The sequence below is a fragment of the Phyllobacterium pellucidum genome (assembly GCF_013327855.1).
Lineage (GTDB): Bacteria > Pseudomonadota > Alphaproteobacteria > Rhizobiales > Rhizobiaceae > Phyllobacterium > Phyllobacterium pellucidum.
On the sequence record NZ_JABUMX010000006.1, the window covers coordinates 1 to 16,068 of the forward strand.

15 protein-coding genes and 1 riboswitch are annotated in these 16,068 nt (G+C 58.8%); of the genes, 11 read left to right on the plus strand and 4 right to left on the minus strand.

From position 1 onward, the window contains the following. Positions 1 to 109 precede the first annotated feature (109 nt). Positions 110 to 1,048, minus strand: a complete 939-nt coding sequence (locus HQ945_RS19495) for a threonine/serine dehydratase (protein ID WP_174208423.1) — start codon at positions 1,046 to 1,048, stop codon at positions 110 to 112. 93 nt (positions 1,049 to 1,141) lie between these two features. Here HQ945_RS19495 and HQ945_RS19500 point away from each other — a divergent pair, with 93 nt between their 5' ends. From HQ945_RS19500 to gcvP, 4 genes are all read left to right on the plus strand, one after another. Beyond that, positions 1,142 to 2,188, plus strand: coding sequence for an adenylate/guanylate cyclase domain-containing protein (locus HQ945_RS19500; protein ID WP_174208424.1), 1,047 nt, complete (start codon positions 1,142 to 1,144; stop codon positions 2,186 to 2,188). Between the two features lie 397 nt (positions 2,189 to 2,585). Next, positions 2,586 to 2,683: riboswitch (glycine riboswitch) on the plus strand. Between the two features lie 154 nt (positions 2,684 to 2,837). Further along, positions 2,838 to 3,956, plus strand: coding sequence for a glycine cleavage system aminomethyltransferase GcvT (gene gcvT, locus HQ945_RS19505; RefSeq protein ID WP_113280353.1), 1,119 nt, complete (start codon positions 2,838 to 2,840; stop codon positions 3,954 to 3,956). Positions 3,957 to 3,961: 5 nt separating this feature from the next. Next, the gene (gene gcvH, locus HQ945_RS19510; protein ID WP_113280354.1) at positions 3,962 to 4,330 is read left to right on the plus strand and encodes a glycine cleavage system protein GcvH; all 369 of its coding nucleotides are present in this window, start codon (positions 3,962 to 3,964) and stop codon (positions 4,328 to 4,330) included. 5 nt (positions 4,331 to 4,335) lie between these two features. Then, positions 4,336 to 7,137, plus strand: coding sequence for an aminomethyl-transferring glycine dehydrogenase (gene gcvP, locus HQ945_RS19515; protein WP_113280355.1), 2,802 nt, complete (start codon positions 4,336 to 4,338; stop codon positions 7,135 to 7,137). Between the two features lie 54 nt (positions 7,138 to 7,191). On the opposite strand, the gene HQ945_RS19520 is transcribed toward gcvP, so the two are convergent. From HQ945_RS19520 to HQ945_RS19530, 3 genes are all read right to left on the minus strand, one after another. Then, on the minus strand, positions 7,192 to 8,247 hold the full coding sequence (locus HQ945_RS19520; RefSeq protein ID WP_113280356.1) for a GSU2403 family nucleotidyltransferase fold protein: 1,056 nt from the start codon (positions 8,245 to 8,247) through the stop codon (positions 7,192 to 7,194). 680 nt (positions 8,248 to 8,927) lie between these two features. Next, positions 8,928 to 9,245, minus strand: a complete 318-nt coding sequence (locus tag HQ945_RS19525; protein ID WP_051615287.1) for a barstar family protein — start codon at positions 9,243 to 9,245, stop codon at positions 8,928 to 8,930. A 43-nt stretch (positions 9,246 to 9,288) separates the two neighbouring features. Then, positions 9,289 to 10,539: an adenylate/guanylate cyclase domain-containing protein gene (locus HQ945_RS19530; RefSeq protein WP_175585069.1), complete on the minus strand. Its 1,251-nt coding sequence runs from the start codon at positions 10,537 to 10,539 to the stop codon at positions 9,289 to 9,291. A gap of 425 nt (positions 10,540 to 10,964) precedes the next feature. On the opposite strand from HQ945_RS19530, the gene HQ945_RS19535 reads away from it, so the two are divergent. Genes HQ945_RS19535 through HQ945_RS19560 form a run of 7 tightly spaced genes read left to right on the plus strand, consistent with a single transcriptional unit; the run spans position 10,965 to position 15,940 of the window. Continuing rightward, positions 10,965 to 11,687 carry a VirB8 family type IV secretion system protein gene (locus HQ945_RS19535; RefSeq protein ID WP_174208425.1) on the plus strand — a complete coding sequence of 241 codons (723 nt, stop codon included), beginning with the start codon at positions 10,965 to 10,967 and terminating at the stop codon, positions 11,685 to 11,687. Between the two features lie 2 nt (positions 11,688 to 11,689). Then, entirely contained in the window at positions 11,690 to 12,493 is an 804-nt protein-coding gene (virB9, locus tag HQ945_RS19540) for a P-type conjugative transfer protein VirB9 (protein ID WP_051615299.1), read from the plus strand. 4 nt (positions 12,494 to 12,497) lie between these two features. After that, positions 12,498 to 13,418 (plus strand): TraB/TrbI/VirB10 family type IV secretion system protein, encoded by a 921-nt coding sequence (locus HQ945_RS23055; RefSeq protein ID WP_281358772.1) that lies wholly within the window; start codon positions 12,498 to 12,500, stop codon positions 13,416 to 13,418. Continuing rightward, positions 13,351 to 13,836 (plus strand): TrbI/VirB10 family protein, encoded by a 486-nt coding sequence (locus HQ945_RS22975; protein ID WP_343051276.1) that lies wholly within the window; start codon positions 13,351 to 13,353, stop codon positions 13,834 to 13,836. The genes HQ945_RS23055 and HQ945_RS22975 overlap by 68 nt, the downstream gene beginning before the upstream one ends. A gap of 33 nt (positions 13,837 to 13,869) precedes the next feature. Then, positions 13,870 to 14,967 carry a P-type DNA transfer ATPase VirB11 gene (gene virB11 / locus HQ945_RS19550; protein ID WP_081815966.1) on the plus strand — a complete coding sequence of 366 codons (1,098 nt, stop codon included), beginning with the start codon at positions 13,870 to 13,872 and terminating at the stop codon, positions 14,965 to 14,967. Further along, positions 14,964 to 15,635 (plus strand): lytic transglycosylase domain-containing protein, encoded by a 672-nt coding sequence (locus HQ945_RS19555; protein ID WP_027232982.1) that lies wholly within the window; start codon positions 14,964 to 14,966, stop codon positions 15,633 to 15,635. The genes virB11 and HQ945_RS19555 overlap by 4 nt, the downstream gene beginning before the upstream one ends. Before the next feature lie 5 nt (positions 15,636 to 15,640). Then, complete coding sequence (locus tag HQ945_RS19560; protein ID WP_027232981.1) at positions 15,641 to 15,940, plus strand: TrbC/VirB2 family type IV secretion system protein; 300 nt, start codon at positions 15,641 to 15,643, stop codon at positions 15,938 to 15,940. Positions 15,941 to 16,068 lie beyond the last annotated feature (128 nt).

The following is a 16,068-nucleotide window of genomic DNA, read 5'->3' on the forward strand; positions in this document are numbered from 1 at the left end:
AACCTGAAGGTCACAGGTTCAAATCCTGTCCCCGCAACCAACATCACAACAAAACAACCCACACAAAAGCCCGGCATCCCCCGGGCTTGCGTGCGTTCAAGCGGCAAGTTCAATCGAAGCCAACAGCTGCCGTGTTGGAGCCACAAACGAGGACGGCTACGCGCTCAGCTTTTTGAGGGACATAGCGGCCCGAGAGCAGGGCGGCCATCGCCGCAGCCCCGCCGGGTTCGGCAACGATCCGGACAGTGTCCCACAGCGCCTGCTGCGCCTTGCGAATGTCGTCATCCGCTACCAGCACTGATGTGCCGACAAAGGCTTGCGCGATTGGAAACATGAGATTGCCGACGCGACGCGGCGCCAGCGAATCGGCGGCGATCCCGCCGGCGGGTGCATCGACGGGCTTACCGGCCGCGAGCGCATGATTGAGGGTTGGAGCGCTTTCAGGCTCGACCGCAACAATCTTGATGCGGCCGCGCAGCCATGAGGCGATACCGCCAATGAGACCACCGCCTCCGACTGCAACCAGCAGCGTGGTTGTTTCCGGGAGGTCCATTTCGATTTCACGCCCGAGCGTCGCCTGGCCGAGCAGCGTCTCGACCTGATCATAGGCGTGCACGGCCAGCGCGTCTGTCTCGGCAACGAATCGTTCGCTCGCCTCGAGGGCATTGGCGTAGCGCTCGCCGCCGATCACGAGCCTTGCACCATAGCTGCGAATCTTGTCGGCCTTCGCCGGCGAGGTGACGCTTGGCACGAAGATGGTGGCAGGCACGCCGAGCCGCATGGCGGCATAGGCGACCGCCGCGCCATGATTGCCGCCCGAGGCGGCAACGACACCGGCTGCGGGAACCGGCCGTGTCAAAAGATTGGTAAAGGCCCCGCGGGCTTTGAAGGACCCCGAGTGCTGCAAACATTCGAGTTTGAGCGCTATGGGGAGAGCGGCCATGCCGAAATCGTCAAGATCCACATGGAGCACGGGCGTGTGCCGGATATGCGGCCGGATGATTTCTTCGACAGCAGTGATACGTTCAGGCGTGATATCTATGGGCATGATCGCACCATATTTCGCGGCTAGGCACAAAAGCAAGATCGATCGAGCGACGACAACGGCCTATCGATGATGATCTTGGCCATGGAAAGAGCAATGAACAGAAATTCGATCGTTTTTTGGATCTTCAGTCTTCTGGCCGCAGCAGCCAGCGGCGTGTTCTACGGCTACTTCTACAACGGAAAAATATCGGCGATTGGCGCGATCTTCGCCCTGTTCCTTTGCATTCCGCCGCTGCTCTTCGAACGGGGAAACCTGTTCCCCCGACTTTTCGACCGGATAAACGCGCTGCCGACCCCGAGCTATATCTTTTGCTCGCTCCTTGCCAATTACCTGCTCATCGGTATGGGCTACTTCGTTTGCGGCACCCTGCTCTGGGCCCTCGGCTTTATACCCGGTGCCTGGTGGCAGGAGGCAATCCTGCCGACAAGCATATGGATCTACACGCTTGTCATTCTGGCGGTCCTGAGCTTTGTTTCGCGTGTACGCGAGCTTCTCGGGCGCGACATCTTTGCCAACCTCCTGATCGGGCGCTATCGCAAACCGATCGAGGAGGAGCGCATCTTTCTCTTCGTCGATCTGGTCGGTTCGACGACCTTTGCCGAAGAGTTCGGCGATCTGCGGGCGCAGCAGTTCCTCGGCGCGCTCTTTGCCGCGTTTGCCGGACCCGTCCGGCGGCACAACGGGACCATCGACGACTACGTCGGCGATGCTGCGATCATTACCTGGCCTATGCAGCGGGGCCTGCGCAATGCCGATTGCGTCGCATGTCTCTTCGACATCATCGATGTGATCGAGTCAAACTCGGAAAAGTGGCTGAGTGAATTCGGCCGCGTGCCGCGTCTGCGCGCCGCCTTGCATGGTGGGCCGGTGGTTACTGCCGAGATCGGGGTGGACCATCACAAGATCACCTATTTCGGCGATACGGTAAACACGACGGCACGGCTCGAACAGCTTTGCCGCAGTTTGAACACGCCGGTGCTGATCTCAAGCGATCTTGCCGCGCGGCTGACGCTGCCCGACGGTATTCGCAGCAACAATCTCGGTACTCATGCGGTTCGGGGAAAGGGCCAAAGCCTCGGCGTCATGGCCCTTGTGCGCCCGCGCGGTAAGCAGTCAGAACTCGTGGCGCAGCGAGCCTAGAACCTCGATATTTTCCGCACGGGCCGCAACTGCAAGGCGCCTACCCAGCGTTGCAAGGGCATGTTTTGATTGATCGCCAGTGCGCCCTCAGCTGGCGCAGCACTCTGTTGGCCTCGGCATTCTGCTCGTACGCTCGTACCCAGGAAGGGGCCACGTATGCATCGACAATCAAAGCCACTTTCAGCGGCAGCCTTCTTCGAATCCTGGCCTTTATTTCCTGAGCGGTAAAAAAGTCGGGGAGTCCAGCTTGGTCAAGCGGGGGCCAAGCTGAATGTTCTCATACAGACAAATTCTGTCCGTAAAGCGTCAAATCTGCTTTTAGGGCGATGACAGGCCATGTGCGGTGCGATATGTTCGGAACGTCGAGGGCCTTGTGATTTGCAAGAAGGCAAGGCCCTGTCAGCTTGCGGGAGAGTGGCCAGTGTGCGAGTGCGCCGGTCCACCGAAGGGGAAATCGCCCGAAATCTCTCAGGTACCAGGAACCGCAAGCCGATAAGGCAACTCTGGAAAGTCGGGGGAAACCCCGCGCCGAAGGTGTAAGTTCAGCCGGTGCCAAGGCGCCGCGAGCGAGTCTCTCAGGCTTCCGACAGAGGGGTAAAGCATCATTCCGTCGCTGTGGCGGAGGTCTTTGCATGTCTCTGGAGTAAAAATGGGCGCTGAAGTCAATCCTGAAACCGACGAACTGAAATCGCTGCCACTTGGCGACCTGCACGAAGCGGCAAATGCGCGCTTCGGCGGCTTTGCCGGCTGGTCGATGCCGATCACCTATCCGCTCGGCGTAATGAAGGAACATCTGCATACGCGCGAAAAGGCGGGCTTGTTCGATATCTCGCATATGCAGCTTTTCGAGATCGCCGGGAAGGGTGCCGCGGCGCTCCTGTCCCGTGCCTGTCCGCTCTACGCGGGCTCGCTCGCGACGGGCCAGTCAAAATATACGTTGTTTCTCAATGAACAGGCTGGGATCATCGACGACCTGATCGTCACGCGGCTCGGCGACGAACGCTTCATGGTTGTCGCCAATGCCGGCAATGCCGCGGTGGATGAGGCGCATCTGCGCGAACTCGGCAAGGATTTCAATGCCGGCATCGATGCCCTTGACCGCGTGTTTCTGGCAATCCAGGGCCCGCAAGCGGCAGATGTTTTGCAGACGGCAGGCATTGCTGGCACCGATCTTGAGTTCATGCACGGGTACGAGCCTCAGCCTGGCTGGTTCATGAGCCGCTCGGGTTATACGGGCGAGGATGGTTTTGAGATCGGCCTTCCGGAAGCGGACGCCCGCGCACTTGTCGCCAAGCTTCTCGCAGACGACCGCGTGACATGGATTGGGCTCGCCGCGCGCGACAGCCTGCGGCTCGAGGCCGGCCTTTGCCTGCATGGCCAGGACATTACGCCGGAAATCGATCCGGTCGATGCGGGGCTTACCTGGGCCATATCGAAGCAAGTCCGGGGTCAGGGCGGCTTTATCGGATCTGAAGCGCTACAGGCCAAGCTCGCCGCCGGGTCAGGGCGCAAGCGCGTCGGCCTGAAGCCCGAGGGGCGCCAACCTGTCAGATCCGGCGCGACGCTTGTCGATGCCGGCGGCAACCCTGTCGGCATCGTTACCTCGGGTGGATATGGTCCGTCGGCGGGCCACCCGGTTGCCATCGGCTATGTCGAGAAGGCACTCGCAACGACTGACTCACAGGTATTTGCCGAGATACGCGGCAGCCGCATCGCGCTGCATGTCCACCCGCTTCCCTTCGTTACCCATCGTTACCACAAAGGATAATTGAAATGGCTGTCACTTATTTCACTGAAGATCATGAATGGCTGCGCGTTGAAGACGGGATTGCGACAGTCGGCATTACCGACCATGCGCAGGACCAGTTGGGCGATCTCGTTTTCGTGCAATTGCCGGAAGTCGGGCAAACGCTTGCAAAGGGCGATGCTGCCGTCGTCGTCGAGTCGGTCAAGGCCGCTTCGGACGTCTACGCGCCGGTCGATGGCGAAGTGACAGAGGTCAATGAGGCGGCAGCCAGCGACCCAGCACTGGTCAATTCTTCGGCGGTTGCCGATGGCTGGCTGTGGAAAATGAAGCTTGCGGATACCAACCAATTGACCGGCCTTCTCGACGAAGCCGGCTACAAAGCAATTATCGGCTGATTATCATGCAGAACAAGGGCATCTTTCCGTTCACCGAGCGCCACATCGGGCCAAGCCTTCAGGGCTCGCGTGCCATGCTGGCGGCAGTTGGCATTCCCTCCCTCGAAACGCTCATCTCCCAGGCGGTACCGAAATCCATCCGGCTCGAGCGTCCCCTCGACATTCCCGAAGCAGTGAATGAGGCCGAAGCGCTCGCCGAACTCTCGGCAAAGATGGCGCAGAACAAGACCCACAAGAGCTTCATCGGGCAAGGCTATCACGGGACGCATGTGCCCGCCGTTATCCAGCGCAATCTTTTCGAGAATCCTGCCTGGTACACGGCCTATACGCCGTACCAATCAGAAATAAGTCAGGGCAGGCTGGAGCTTCTATTCCATTTCCAGACCCTCGTGACCGAATTGACCGGCTTGCCGGTCGCGTCGGCGTCCTTGCTTGACGAGGCGACGGCCGTGGCAGAGGCGGTCGGCATCGCCTACCGGCATCATCGTGAGAAGCGTACCCGCGTTGTTCTGGCCGGTGATGTGCATCCCCAGATTCTCGACGTGGTTCGCACCCGCGCCGAGCCACTCGGGATGAGCGTCAACGGCGGCGCGATCAACGCTGAAGTCGCAGCAATCATCGTTCCATGGCCGGATACATATGGCGTCTACAGGGATCATTCCACCGCCATTCAGGACGCAAAGGCATCCGGCGCTCTGGTGATAGCGGTCGCTGATCCTTTGGCGTTGACGATCACCGCCCCTCCGGCATCGCTCGGCGCCGATATTGCCGCGGGATCGATGCAACGCTTCGGCGTGCCCGTCGGTTATGGTGGTCCGCACGCCGCCTATCTCGCCGTAGCGGACGCACTTACGCGTCTTATTCCGGGCAGGCTGGTCGGCCAGTCCGTGGACAGCAAGGGCCGCCCTGGTTACCGGCTTGCCCTGCAAACCCGCGAACAGCACATCCGCCGCGACAAGGCGACTTCGAACATCTGCACGGCGCAGGCATTGCTGGCGAACATGGCAGTTTCCTTCGCCATCTGGCATGGACCACAGGGGCTGCAGGCGATTGCTTCGCGCGTACACAGCCAGGCGGTCCGCCTTGCCGCTGCTTTGGAGGCCGCAGGCATCGGGCTTGCCGGCAAGCGCTTCTTCGACACGCTTACCGTCGATGTGCCGGGCAGGGCGGGGGAGATTGCCGCCACTGCGGAAAAGGATGGACGCCTGCTTCGGATCATCGATGAAAATCGGCTTGGCCTCACGCTTGACGAAACCACGACCGAGGCGGATTTGCAGGCTCTCGCCGCCCTGTTCGGCGCGATCTTGCCTGATGATACGGACACACGCCTGCCGGGCGAACGCCGCGCAGACGGGTTCATGACCCAGGAGGTCTTCCATCAGCAGCGCTCCGAGACGGAGATGATGCGGTTCCTGCGTCGCCTCGCCGACAAGGATCTTGCGCTCGACCGGGCCATGATCCCGCTCGGCTCCTGCACGATGAAGCTGAATGCGGCGGCCGAGATGCTACCTGTGAGCTGGCAAAGCGTCGCCAATGTTCACCCGTTTGCCCCGGCCGATCACGCGCTCGGCTATAAGGCGCTCACGGCTGACCTCGAAACATGGCTCGCGGAAATCACGGGCTTCGATGCGGTGTCCCTGCAGCCGAATGCTGGCAGTCAGGGCGAATATGCCGGTCTCCTTGCCATTCGCCGTTATCATCTCGATCGTGGCGATGCGCATCGCGACATATGCCTCATTCCGGAATCGGCGCACGGCACCAATCCCGCCAGCGCCCATATGGCCGGAATGCGCGTCGTTGTCGTCGCCTGCGAGGAAGCGGGCGACATCGACCTCGACGACCTGAAGGCCAAGGCGGAACTGCATGGTGCCAATCTGGCGGCGCTGATGATCACCTATCCCTCGACGCATGGCGTCTTCGAGGAGGGTGTCAAGGATATCTGCGCCATCATTCATGCGCATGGCGGGCAGGTCTATTTCGACGGCGCCAATCTCAATGCCCTCGTCGGGCTGGCGCGTCCGGGTGATATCGGCGCGGACGTATGCCATATGAACCTGCACAAGACCTTCTGCATTCCCCATGGCGGCGGCGGACCGGGCGTTGGCCCGATCGGTGTCAAGAGCCACCTTGCTCCCTTCCTGCCGGGGCATGTCGAGCTCAATACAGGCCACGCTGTTTCAGCGGCCCCCTTCGGCAGCGCATCGATCTTGCCGATCACCTGGATGTACATCCGGATGATGGGCGCAAACGGGCTGAAGCGCGCGACGGAAATGGCAATCCTAAATGCCAACTATATTGCAGGCCGGCTCGAGAACCACTATCCGGTGCTGTTCAAGGGCCGCAATGGCCGCGTCGCGCATGAATGCATCCTTGATACAAGGGTGCTGAAGGAGAGCGCCGGGGTGACCGTCGAAGACATCGCAAAACGGCTTATCGACTACGGCTTCCATGCGCCGACCATGTCCTGGCCAATTCCGGGGACACTGATGGTTGAGCCGACGGAATCGGAATCGAAACGCGAGATCGACAGGTTCTGCGATGCCATGATCGCGATCGCCGGTGAAGCGGCAAAGGTTGCGAGCGGCGCTTGGCCGAAGGACGACAATCCACTGGTCAACGCACCGCATCCGGCAGACGATGTTCTGGCCGACGATTGGTCGTATCCCTATAGCCGGAGCGAGGCGAGCCTGCCGGCCGGACCGAGCGACGAGAACCCGAAATATTGGCCGCCGGTCTCGCGCATCGACAACGTGGCCGGAGATCGCAACCTCGTCTGCTCATGTCCGCCGATGCAGGCCTATAGCTAAGCCAAGCGCCTCCTTATCCTTGGGGAGGGGGCGCTTCGTGTTGCGCCGTTGCTCTTACCAATTGGGCGTGAGACGGCCTTCGTCGGCACTATCTGAAACGTTGAATTCTTCGGCAAGCCGGCGGAGCGCCGCCGGCATGGCCCGAAGGTCCTCGGAACCGAAATGAAGGTGTGGCAACCGCGTGCGGATGAGTTCGGCAACAACCCGGGCTTGCATGCCGTCACGCGAGCGTTTGGCAGCATCGCGGTCCGCACGACGCGACAGCCACAATTTATGAAGGGCGAAGGCCCGGGGATCCGGACAGGAAAAGTTGAGCGGATAGCCGCGTTGGTCGATCACGACGGCCGAAACCTTGGGACTGTTGACGAGCCAGGCAAGCCCTTCGATTTCAACGGCGCGCAGGTCTTCGTCGTCCGAGCTGAATCCTGACCTGCCGCCTCCCGACATGATGTTCTTCGGCGTCGGCTTGATCAGATCGACGAGAAAGCCGTCGCGGTTGGCTGCCCTGTAGCTGTTCTTCGCCAGTGGTGCGAAGGAATGGTCAACTTTTTGCAGGATTCCGATCAGGCCTTTCTGCGAAAAGGTCCTGCCGATCAAGCGCAGGCTGAATCTCGAGTCCATGAGGAGATCAACGTCTTGCGTCGAGAGAAGGCCGCTCGTGACATGTACCCCCGCAAGGCGCTCGTAGACGAAGAGGGCGTTGGTTCCGACGATGTCAATGGCGGTGCCGATCAGCCCGAGCTTGTCCAGTGCGCGGATGATGCGGGCCGTCAATTGCGGTACGCGTCCGAGCGACATGGCGCGGTTGACCGGAGCAAGTTCATCGAGACGCTGCGCGAGGCTGCCGACGCGCTCCTTCGAGTTCTCGCGCCCGGCGTGAAACTGGCCGAATGTTGTTTCGGTTTCCGTGGAACGCGGACCAAGTGATTTCCAGATGCCGCCGGATTTCTTGTAGAGGTATTCCTTGCCGTTTGTGCTCGTCTTCCACGACATGGAACCGGAAAAGCGCTGCTCGTATTCCTTCGAACTCGCCTTATAGGATTCATAAACCTGTTCGGTATTCACAAGTTGGCGAATCTGATCTGGCGATAATTCGTTGAAATTATTCATCTTATCCCATGAGAACGAGAAATGCGTCGTATTGGGGATAATATCGCGATTTGGCGATGTTATAAAGCGATATTAGATAGATTATCCCTTTGCCATATAAAATGCAGTTGAAAAGGGATAATCCAACGAAAACTGACTCGCAGGCCCCCCAACAGGCATTCCTTCGCGCAAAGTATAACTCCCAGCGGCGGTGAACGGAGACCGCCCCACAGCCACGACATTGAAGAGTTCGCCATCAACAGATATTCCGGTTTCCAAAACTTTGAAGTATCGATCTGGCGAACAATCGGAGTTCCATAAGATATCTTACGCCGCATTCTTGTGTAGTCGGGTGGGTTTAAGTTTGAAGTGCGACTTTGCACCAATTGTGCAATTCATCTGCATCCGCCCATTAGGAGCGATTCTCTGAGCTTATTCATAGTACTCAACGGAACAATCATAATTATCAATATCGACACTAACGCCGAATCTTTCATAAATTTTTTGATTTTGGTCTCTATTTGTCCTGTACACCATGTACAACATTGGATCATTTTCGGGATAATCAAAAATCATTTGGAAAACTCTAGGTCATCTCGCATGAATTCTATGCGATTAATGAGGGCTTCTCCTCCCTTTTCGAATAATGAAATCGCTCTTGGCATTATGTTCCTTGGAGATGGAGGCGCTGAGGCGCAGACTCAGCTTGTGCCGCCCAGACTGAGGGTCAGCTTGACCTCCGTGGCATCTCTGGCGACCCTCCGAAGCGCTTGGTACCAGGGAGAATCAGGGCCACCCAATTCATCGACGAATTGCTGCAGATTGATGAAATGAAGATGATCAAAATCCACCGGGCAGCCGGGGCCGCCGCCCTCGATCGCGTCCCATAAGGCATCAAGGTTGCGTCCGAAATTTGCCGGGAATCTGGGGTTTGTCGAATCAAGGTAACGTTGGAAGAATTCCTCAATCGTGTAAATTCCGGTGCAATCAATAAGGGCGGTACGTTGATAATCGTTCATGTCAAAATACTTTCCAACTGTCTAAATAAATGATGTTTAAAACTTACACCGACGCCATGGCCTTCTGGATGATCGCGGGGTCGATCGTGAAGAGTTCCTGGGCGCGCCCTACCCCGCGCAATGCGAAGCGGCCGACGCAGACCAGCTTCAAGCGGAATGCATCCGGGAGCGTCGCAGCATAGCGCTCCGAAATCAGGATCTCCTGGTCGACGGACCGGCACATAGAAGCGATACGGCTGACCTCGTTTACAGCGGGCCCGACCACCGTGAAGTCAAGTCGCGTGTCACTGCCGATATTGCCGAAGAACACTTCGCCAATATGCAGGCCGAGGTAGACATTGGTCGCGGGTTGTCCGGCTTCGACCCGTTGCCGGTTGAGAACGGTCAGTTTCTTGCGCAGGAGCGCCTGGGCCTTCAAGGCCGCTGTGGCTGCGTCGGCGGAATCGCCGTCGGTAAAGATCGCGAGCGTACCGTCACCGATCAGTTTCAGCACGTCGCCGCCCATCTCCTGGATCGACGATATTACGGCCTCTGCATAATCGTTGAGCATGGGAATGATGGCGTCGGGCGCGGCAGCGTCGGAAATGCGCGTGTAATCACGAAGATCCGAATACCAGAGCACGGCCTCGATTCGATCGGCGGCGCCACGATTGATGCGGCCGGCAAGCACCCGTTTGGCGGCGTCGTGGCCAAGGTAAACCTCTGCCAGCGTCCTGACGATTCGCGTCAGCGAAGCGCATTTCATCGCGAGTGCAAGACTGCTTACCAGCCTTCGCAGGGCGATGATGTCCGCATCGCTGAAACCCTCGGCGTGATCGGAGGCCCAGGACGAATAGAATCCATCCATTTCGCCGATGCTGCCCTGCTTCGAAAACGGCACGATCATTGCAAAATAGTCTGTGCAGCCCTCGTCTCGCATCGAGGCAAGTTGGCGAAACGATGGTGTTTCGTCGGCTGTCAGCCTGTGCCGCATTTCGACCTCGCCGATCTCCAGCAAATGATAGAAAGTCGATGCCTGCCAATTCTCGGCGCTCTCGCCGCTTTGCGACGAGCCATACTCGATGATGGTGCGCTCCAGTTCGCCCTCGCGCCGCCAGAGAAACACTCTCCCCTCATAGATCGGATGAAGCGTATCGACGAATGTATTGCCGCGTTCGAGCTTGATGCCCAATGCAACGCATCGATCGCAGAACCCGTTCATGAGATCGGTTTCGGTTGCACCGCAGATGCCTTGGGCATTGAGCCAGGTTTCGATTTCAACGATTTCGGCTTCGGTCACGGTTTCTTCACCCATGCTGCAACTGATAAAAGAGGTAGCACGACCTGCACATTTGACCAAGAATTCTCAGCGGCAAGTGCCCGTCGGCGCTTGGGATCGAGAAATCCACTGACTGTTGCGAAATGCTCCAAGTCATTCATAATACATGGAAAAAATCATTTATATCAGCATGTCATGGATGTGGAATAGTACTAAAGTCTCATTGACACAGGACCCGCAACTAAATACACGCATAACGTGGCATAATTTAGAGAATACAACGAATCCGAGTGTTGATAAATCTTGCTTGAATCAAAAAAGCAAGGCGATGGACGACTTTTGCTTTTCTTTTTAGCGAACCGAATTTACGGTTGGCAATATATTGCAATTTATTTCAGGCGGGTTGATTTTGAGTTCGGCATTTTCTCTTTGCGTTCATTCTTTCGCGTTGCTGTGTTCCAATGGTTGAGCGTGGCGGCGACACGGCGACCCTGACGCCGGACAAAGGTCTCGACTCACGTTATTTCAGCGAAGCGGTGCGCTGGGAAAACGACGTTGTTCGCACGGTTAAGCGGTCAAGGCGTGTTGCCTGGATCGTCGCTGGGTTCAGCGCCCTGCTCGCCGGCCTCGCTATGGCCTGCCTTGCCCTGCTCCTGCCGCTGAAAACCTTCGAGCCCTATGTTATCGAGGTCGACAAGACGACGGGCTTCATGGAGATCAAGCGGCCGCTCGCCGAGGGCGACCTGACGCAGTCGGAAGCAATCACCCGGATGAACGTGGTTCGCTACGTCAAGGCGCGCGAGACCTATGATCCTGCTTCCGTTCAGGACAATTTCGATCTGGCGCAACTCCTTTCGACCGGGGATGCGCAGCGGGATCTTCTCAACCTCTACGGCCCTTCCAGCCCAACCAACCCTGTCAATCGGTTTGGCCGCCAGACCCGTGTGCTTCCGACCATCAAGTCGATCCAGATACCCAACAACAAGACCGCCATCGTGCGTTTTTCCACCCAGCGCGTAGGTCAGGATACCGGGCCCGAAGAGCATTGGGTGGCGCTCATGCATTTCCGCTATTCGCGCGAACCGATGACCAATGAGTGGCGGTTCGACAATCCGCTCGGCTTTCAGATCCAGGACTACCGGCGCGATCAGGAAAGCGTGCCGGCATCGGAACAGGGGCATTGATCATGACGCTGTTTTCCGTTCGCCGATTGCAGTTGATTGCGCCGCTCGTTTGCGCCGGGGTTCTCGCCGCAAGCCCGGTCCTCGCCGAAATTGCGCCGAAGCGCGGTCAGGCCGATGCGCGCGTACGCACCGTCAACTACAATCCCGCCAATGTTGTCTCGGTCGACGCAACCCACGGCGTCTCGACGATGATCGTCCTCGGCGATACCGAGAAGATCGAAACTGTAGCGGTCGGTGACAGCCTGTCCTGGAAGATCGAGCCCAACAAGCGTGGCAACATCATCTTCCTGAAGCCGGTCGAGGCCAAGACGACGACGAACATGAACGTCGTCAGCGACAAGCATGTCTACACGTTCATCCTGCGGGCCCATGCTGAATCTGAAGGCGACCAGACATATCTGGTCAAGTTCCGCTATCCGGACGAGGAGGCGGATTCGCGACTGCTGGCGGAAGCGCAGCGCCTTGTCTCCGAACCCAACCGCGCCAATTTCCAGTTCGAGAATTCCAATACGAACTACCAGTTCCGCGGCGACGGCGAGTTGAAGCCGACCTACGCCTTCGACGATGGGGTGAAGACCTGGTTCAAGTTTGACGGCGACATTCCCTCGATCTTCATTGTCGAAGGCGGCAAACGGGAAATTTTGGCCAACTTCCGCCGCGAAGGCGAATATTTGGTCGTCGACAAGATCGCCAGGCAGTGGATGCTGCGGCGCGGCGATCTCGCGCTGTGCCTGTTCAACATGCAGAAGATCGGCGGCTCCGCCGTTGCGGCCAGGACCACCTCTTCCAATGAGCGGATGAGGTAGCGCCATGCCTGATCCCAATTATCATCAAAGCGTCGAACTAGAGGAAAGCGCGCAATCGCAACTGTCGGAGCCGAAGCGCGGCTTGAGCAAGGCTGCAATCGTCGTACTTTTTGGCATGGTTTCGATTCCCCTTCTGGCGATGCCCATCTGGTTGGCGCAGCCGAAGGCGCCGGACAATGTGGAATCGAATGAGAACGAGGAATTCCTGGCACCGCCAGCAAAAGTGCAGCTGAACGTGCCGCCGCCGGAGCCGGAAGCGCCGGCGGCAGCGCCGATACAGCCAACCGGAAACTCGGCGACGGACGCTGAACTCGAGCGGGCGAAGCAGGCCGCCGAGGAAGAGGCGCGCCGCCTCGCCGAAGAGCGCAAGGCACTCGAGGCCGAACGGCTGGCACGCGAATCCGAAAACGACCAGAAGAGATGGGAGCGCTACCGTTCGCCCATGGTGGTGACCGAGACCGGAGGCCAGGTCGACCCGCTGGCCCAGGCAGGCAAGACTCCGGAACAGGCGGAAAAGGAAAAGAGCGCCGCAACCTTCCAGGACGCCAACCCGAACAACCAGTTCCTCTCCGCCTTGGCCGCCAAGCCTGTGGAAGTCGCGACGGCTGAGCAGACCAAGCGCATCGACGCGCTGGTGCCGCAAGGCACGATGATCCGGGGTGTCCTCGAAACGGCGGTGCAGACCGACCTGCCCGGCATGGTGCGCGCAGTAACGACGGAGGACGTGTGGTCCTTCGATGGGCGCCGCGTGCTCATCCCCTCGGGTTCGCGCATGATCGGCGAATATAATGCGGGTGTTGCACAGGGCCAGACCCCGTGCCTTCATCGTATGGAACCGGTTGCTTCGTGCAGATGGCGTGTCACTCAATCTGGGCTCGATCGGGACCGACGAACTCGGCGTCTCGGGCTCGGCCGGTGCCGTTAACAACCATTATCTCAAACGCTTCGGCGCGGCGGGTGTGCTGAGTCTGATTAGCGCGGGTTCCCAAATTATGGCGGCAACCAGCATGCCGACTAACGATGTCGGATACACTATCAAATCGATCCCAGATCCGAGCGACCCGACTAAAAGTATTACGATACAAACGCCCACTACTAACAAGGTCGCGCTCAACGATATGGCCATGCAGGGCGCGGCGCTTGCGGTGCAGAATTTTACTCAACTGGCTCAGGAGGCCATTAAGAGCCAGATCAATATTCCGCCGACGATCAGTATCAATCAGGGCACACCGGTTGCGATCTTCGTGCGGCGCGATCTCGATTTTTCCGAACTTTATCCCGATCCCGTTCAGGAGAAGCTCAAGGAACTCAAACGTGGGCGAGGCTGGGATGGCAAATACTGACCGTATTCAAGTCAGGCTCGGAGGTGGTCTGCGATGAGTTACGCTGCCTCACTCTCCGATCTCATCGAACTCGCCTTCGCACCGCTGCGCGTGTTTCTGCAGTCTCCCGATGTCGTCGAAATCTGCATCAATGAACCGGGAATCGCCTTCGTCGAACGGGTAGGTCAGCCGGGCATGATGCGCTACGTCATGCCCGAGCTGACAGCGGAGCGGATGCGGTTCATGGCTGAGCGGGTTGCAGCTGCAAGCCACCAGTTCATCAACGAGGAAGAGCCGATTCTTTCGGCGTCCCTGCCCGATGGTGCGCGAGTCCAGGTGGTGCTGCCGCCGGCTGCACCAAAGGGCGGCGCTATCGTCATTCGCCGTCAGGTGACACGCCAGCTCGTCCTCGACGATTATGCGGCCTCAGGGGCACTTCGCTCGACCCTTGTCACCGACAGTGCCTATCAATTGACCGATGATGAAACGCTGCTTTGCGACCTGATCGCGCGCGGCAACATCGAGTCTTTCTTGCGCGAAGCCGTGTGCCGGCGCGTATCGATGCTGATTTCGGGTGGTACCGGTTCGGGCAAGACTACCTTTCTTAACGCGCTGATGCAGGAGATTCCGGATTACGAACGCCTGATCACGATTGAAGACACGCCGGAACTGACGCCGCCGCAGGAAAATCACGTCAGCCTTATTGCGACGCGCGGCAACCAGAACGTCGCCCGCGTCGATCCGCGCCATCTGGTTGAAGCATCGCTGCGCATGCGGCCGGACCGGCTGCTGCTTGGCGAAATCCGCGGCGGCGAGGCGATCGACTTCCTGCAGGCCATCAACACGGGCCACCCTGGTTCGCTATCGACGGTGCATGCGAATTCGCCGAGCGCCGCCTATACGCGTCTCGCATTGCTCGTCATGCAGGGCAGCGGCGGCGGGCTTGGCCTTACGAAGGTCGAGATCGTCGAGATGTTGCGGGCGACGGTTCCGCTCGTGGTCCAGCTTGGCCGGCGCGATGGGCGGCCGGGTGTCGTTACCGAAATCTTTTACGATCCGTTCGTGCGCTCCGGACGGCAAAGACCAGCTGCCTATAACGACTTTTCGAAAATGCAGGAGCCCGGCGTCGTTCCGCTGGGGCGCAAGCAATGAACCGGATTTGTCTCCTGCTGACGTCCTTCGCCGTGATGGCCGCCGGGTCGGTGGGCCTGGCGCCTGCTGAAGATGAGCCGGTCAAGGTGACTGTCATCGAGGATGCGGCGCCGGTCAATCCGCCCAGTGCGACGATTGCCGCGAAACCTGCCGGTTGCGATTTCAGCAAGGTGCCGGATGCAAAACAGGGCGAAATCATCATCCGCAAAATAGCGGACGAAGAAGCGTTCGACCTCGACTTCCTCCTCGCCATTGCAAGGCAGGAAAGCGGCTTTCGCATGAATGCCGTTTCGAGCGCGGGCGCCGTGGGCCTGATGCAACTGATGCCTGCCACGGCGAAGCGCTTCAGCGTCGATATCTGCGACCCGGAAGACAATGTCCGCGGAGCGGTACGGTACCTGCGCTTCCTGCAGAAGCGTTACCAGAATCCGCTTTACGTGCTCGCCGCCTATAATGCCGGTGAGGGCGCCGTAGACCAAAATCGCGGCATACCGCTCTATCCCGAAACCGTTCGCTATGTGTCGGCCATTCTTACCGATCTCTACGGGTGGAAATCGCTTGGAGTGCCAGCATCCGACGGCGAAAAGCGGACGGCGGGCAAGAAGAACGAGGGCCAACCTGCCAAGCCGGAGGAATGGACTCAAGGATTTGTATTACATGTGGAGTAGTCAGAATGTTTAATAGATTGCGCATTTCCGGGGCTGCATTGGCTCTGTCACTTACATTTTTTGCCGGCGAAGCCTTCGCACAGTCCAGCCTGCAGCCGGTATCGTCTGTTCTGCAGACGATGATCAACATTCTGACGGGGCCGATCGCGTCGATGCTGGCCATTCTTGCCGTCATAAGCTGCGGCTTCCTTGCCTGGACCGGCCGGTTTACCTGGGGCATTGCCGGCTCCGTCATCATGGGCATCGTCCTGGTTTTCGGATCGACACAGATCGTATCGTTCTTTCAGGGCGCATTAGGCCACTAGGACTGGGGCAGGATCGGCCCGTCCGATCGGAGACTTAAAGTGACGAGAGCAAGGTTGGATGTGCAGGTCCGCATCTTCGGTGTGGACAGGCGGCAGCGTGCTAGATCTGCATTTGCGATTGCGGCCGG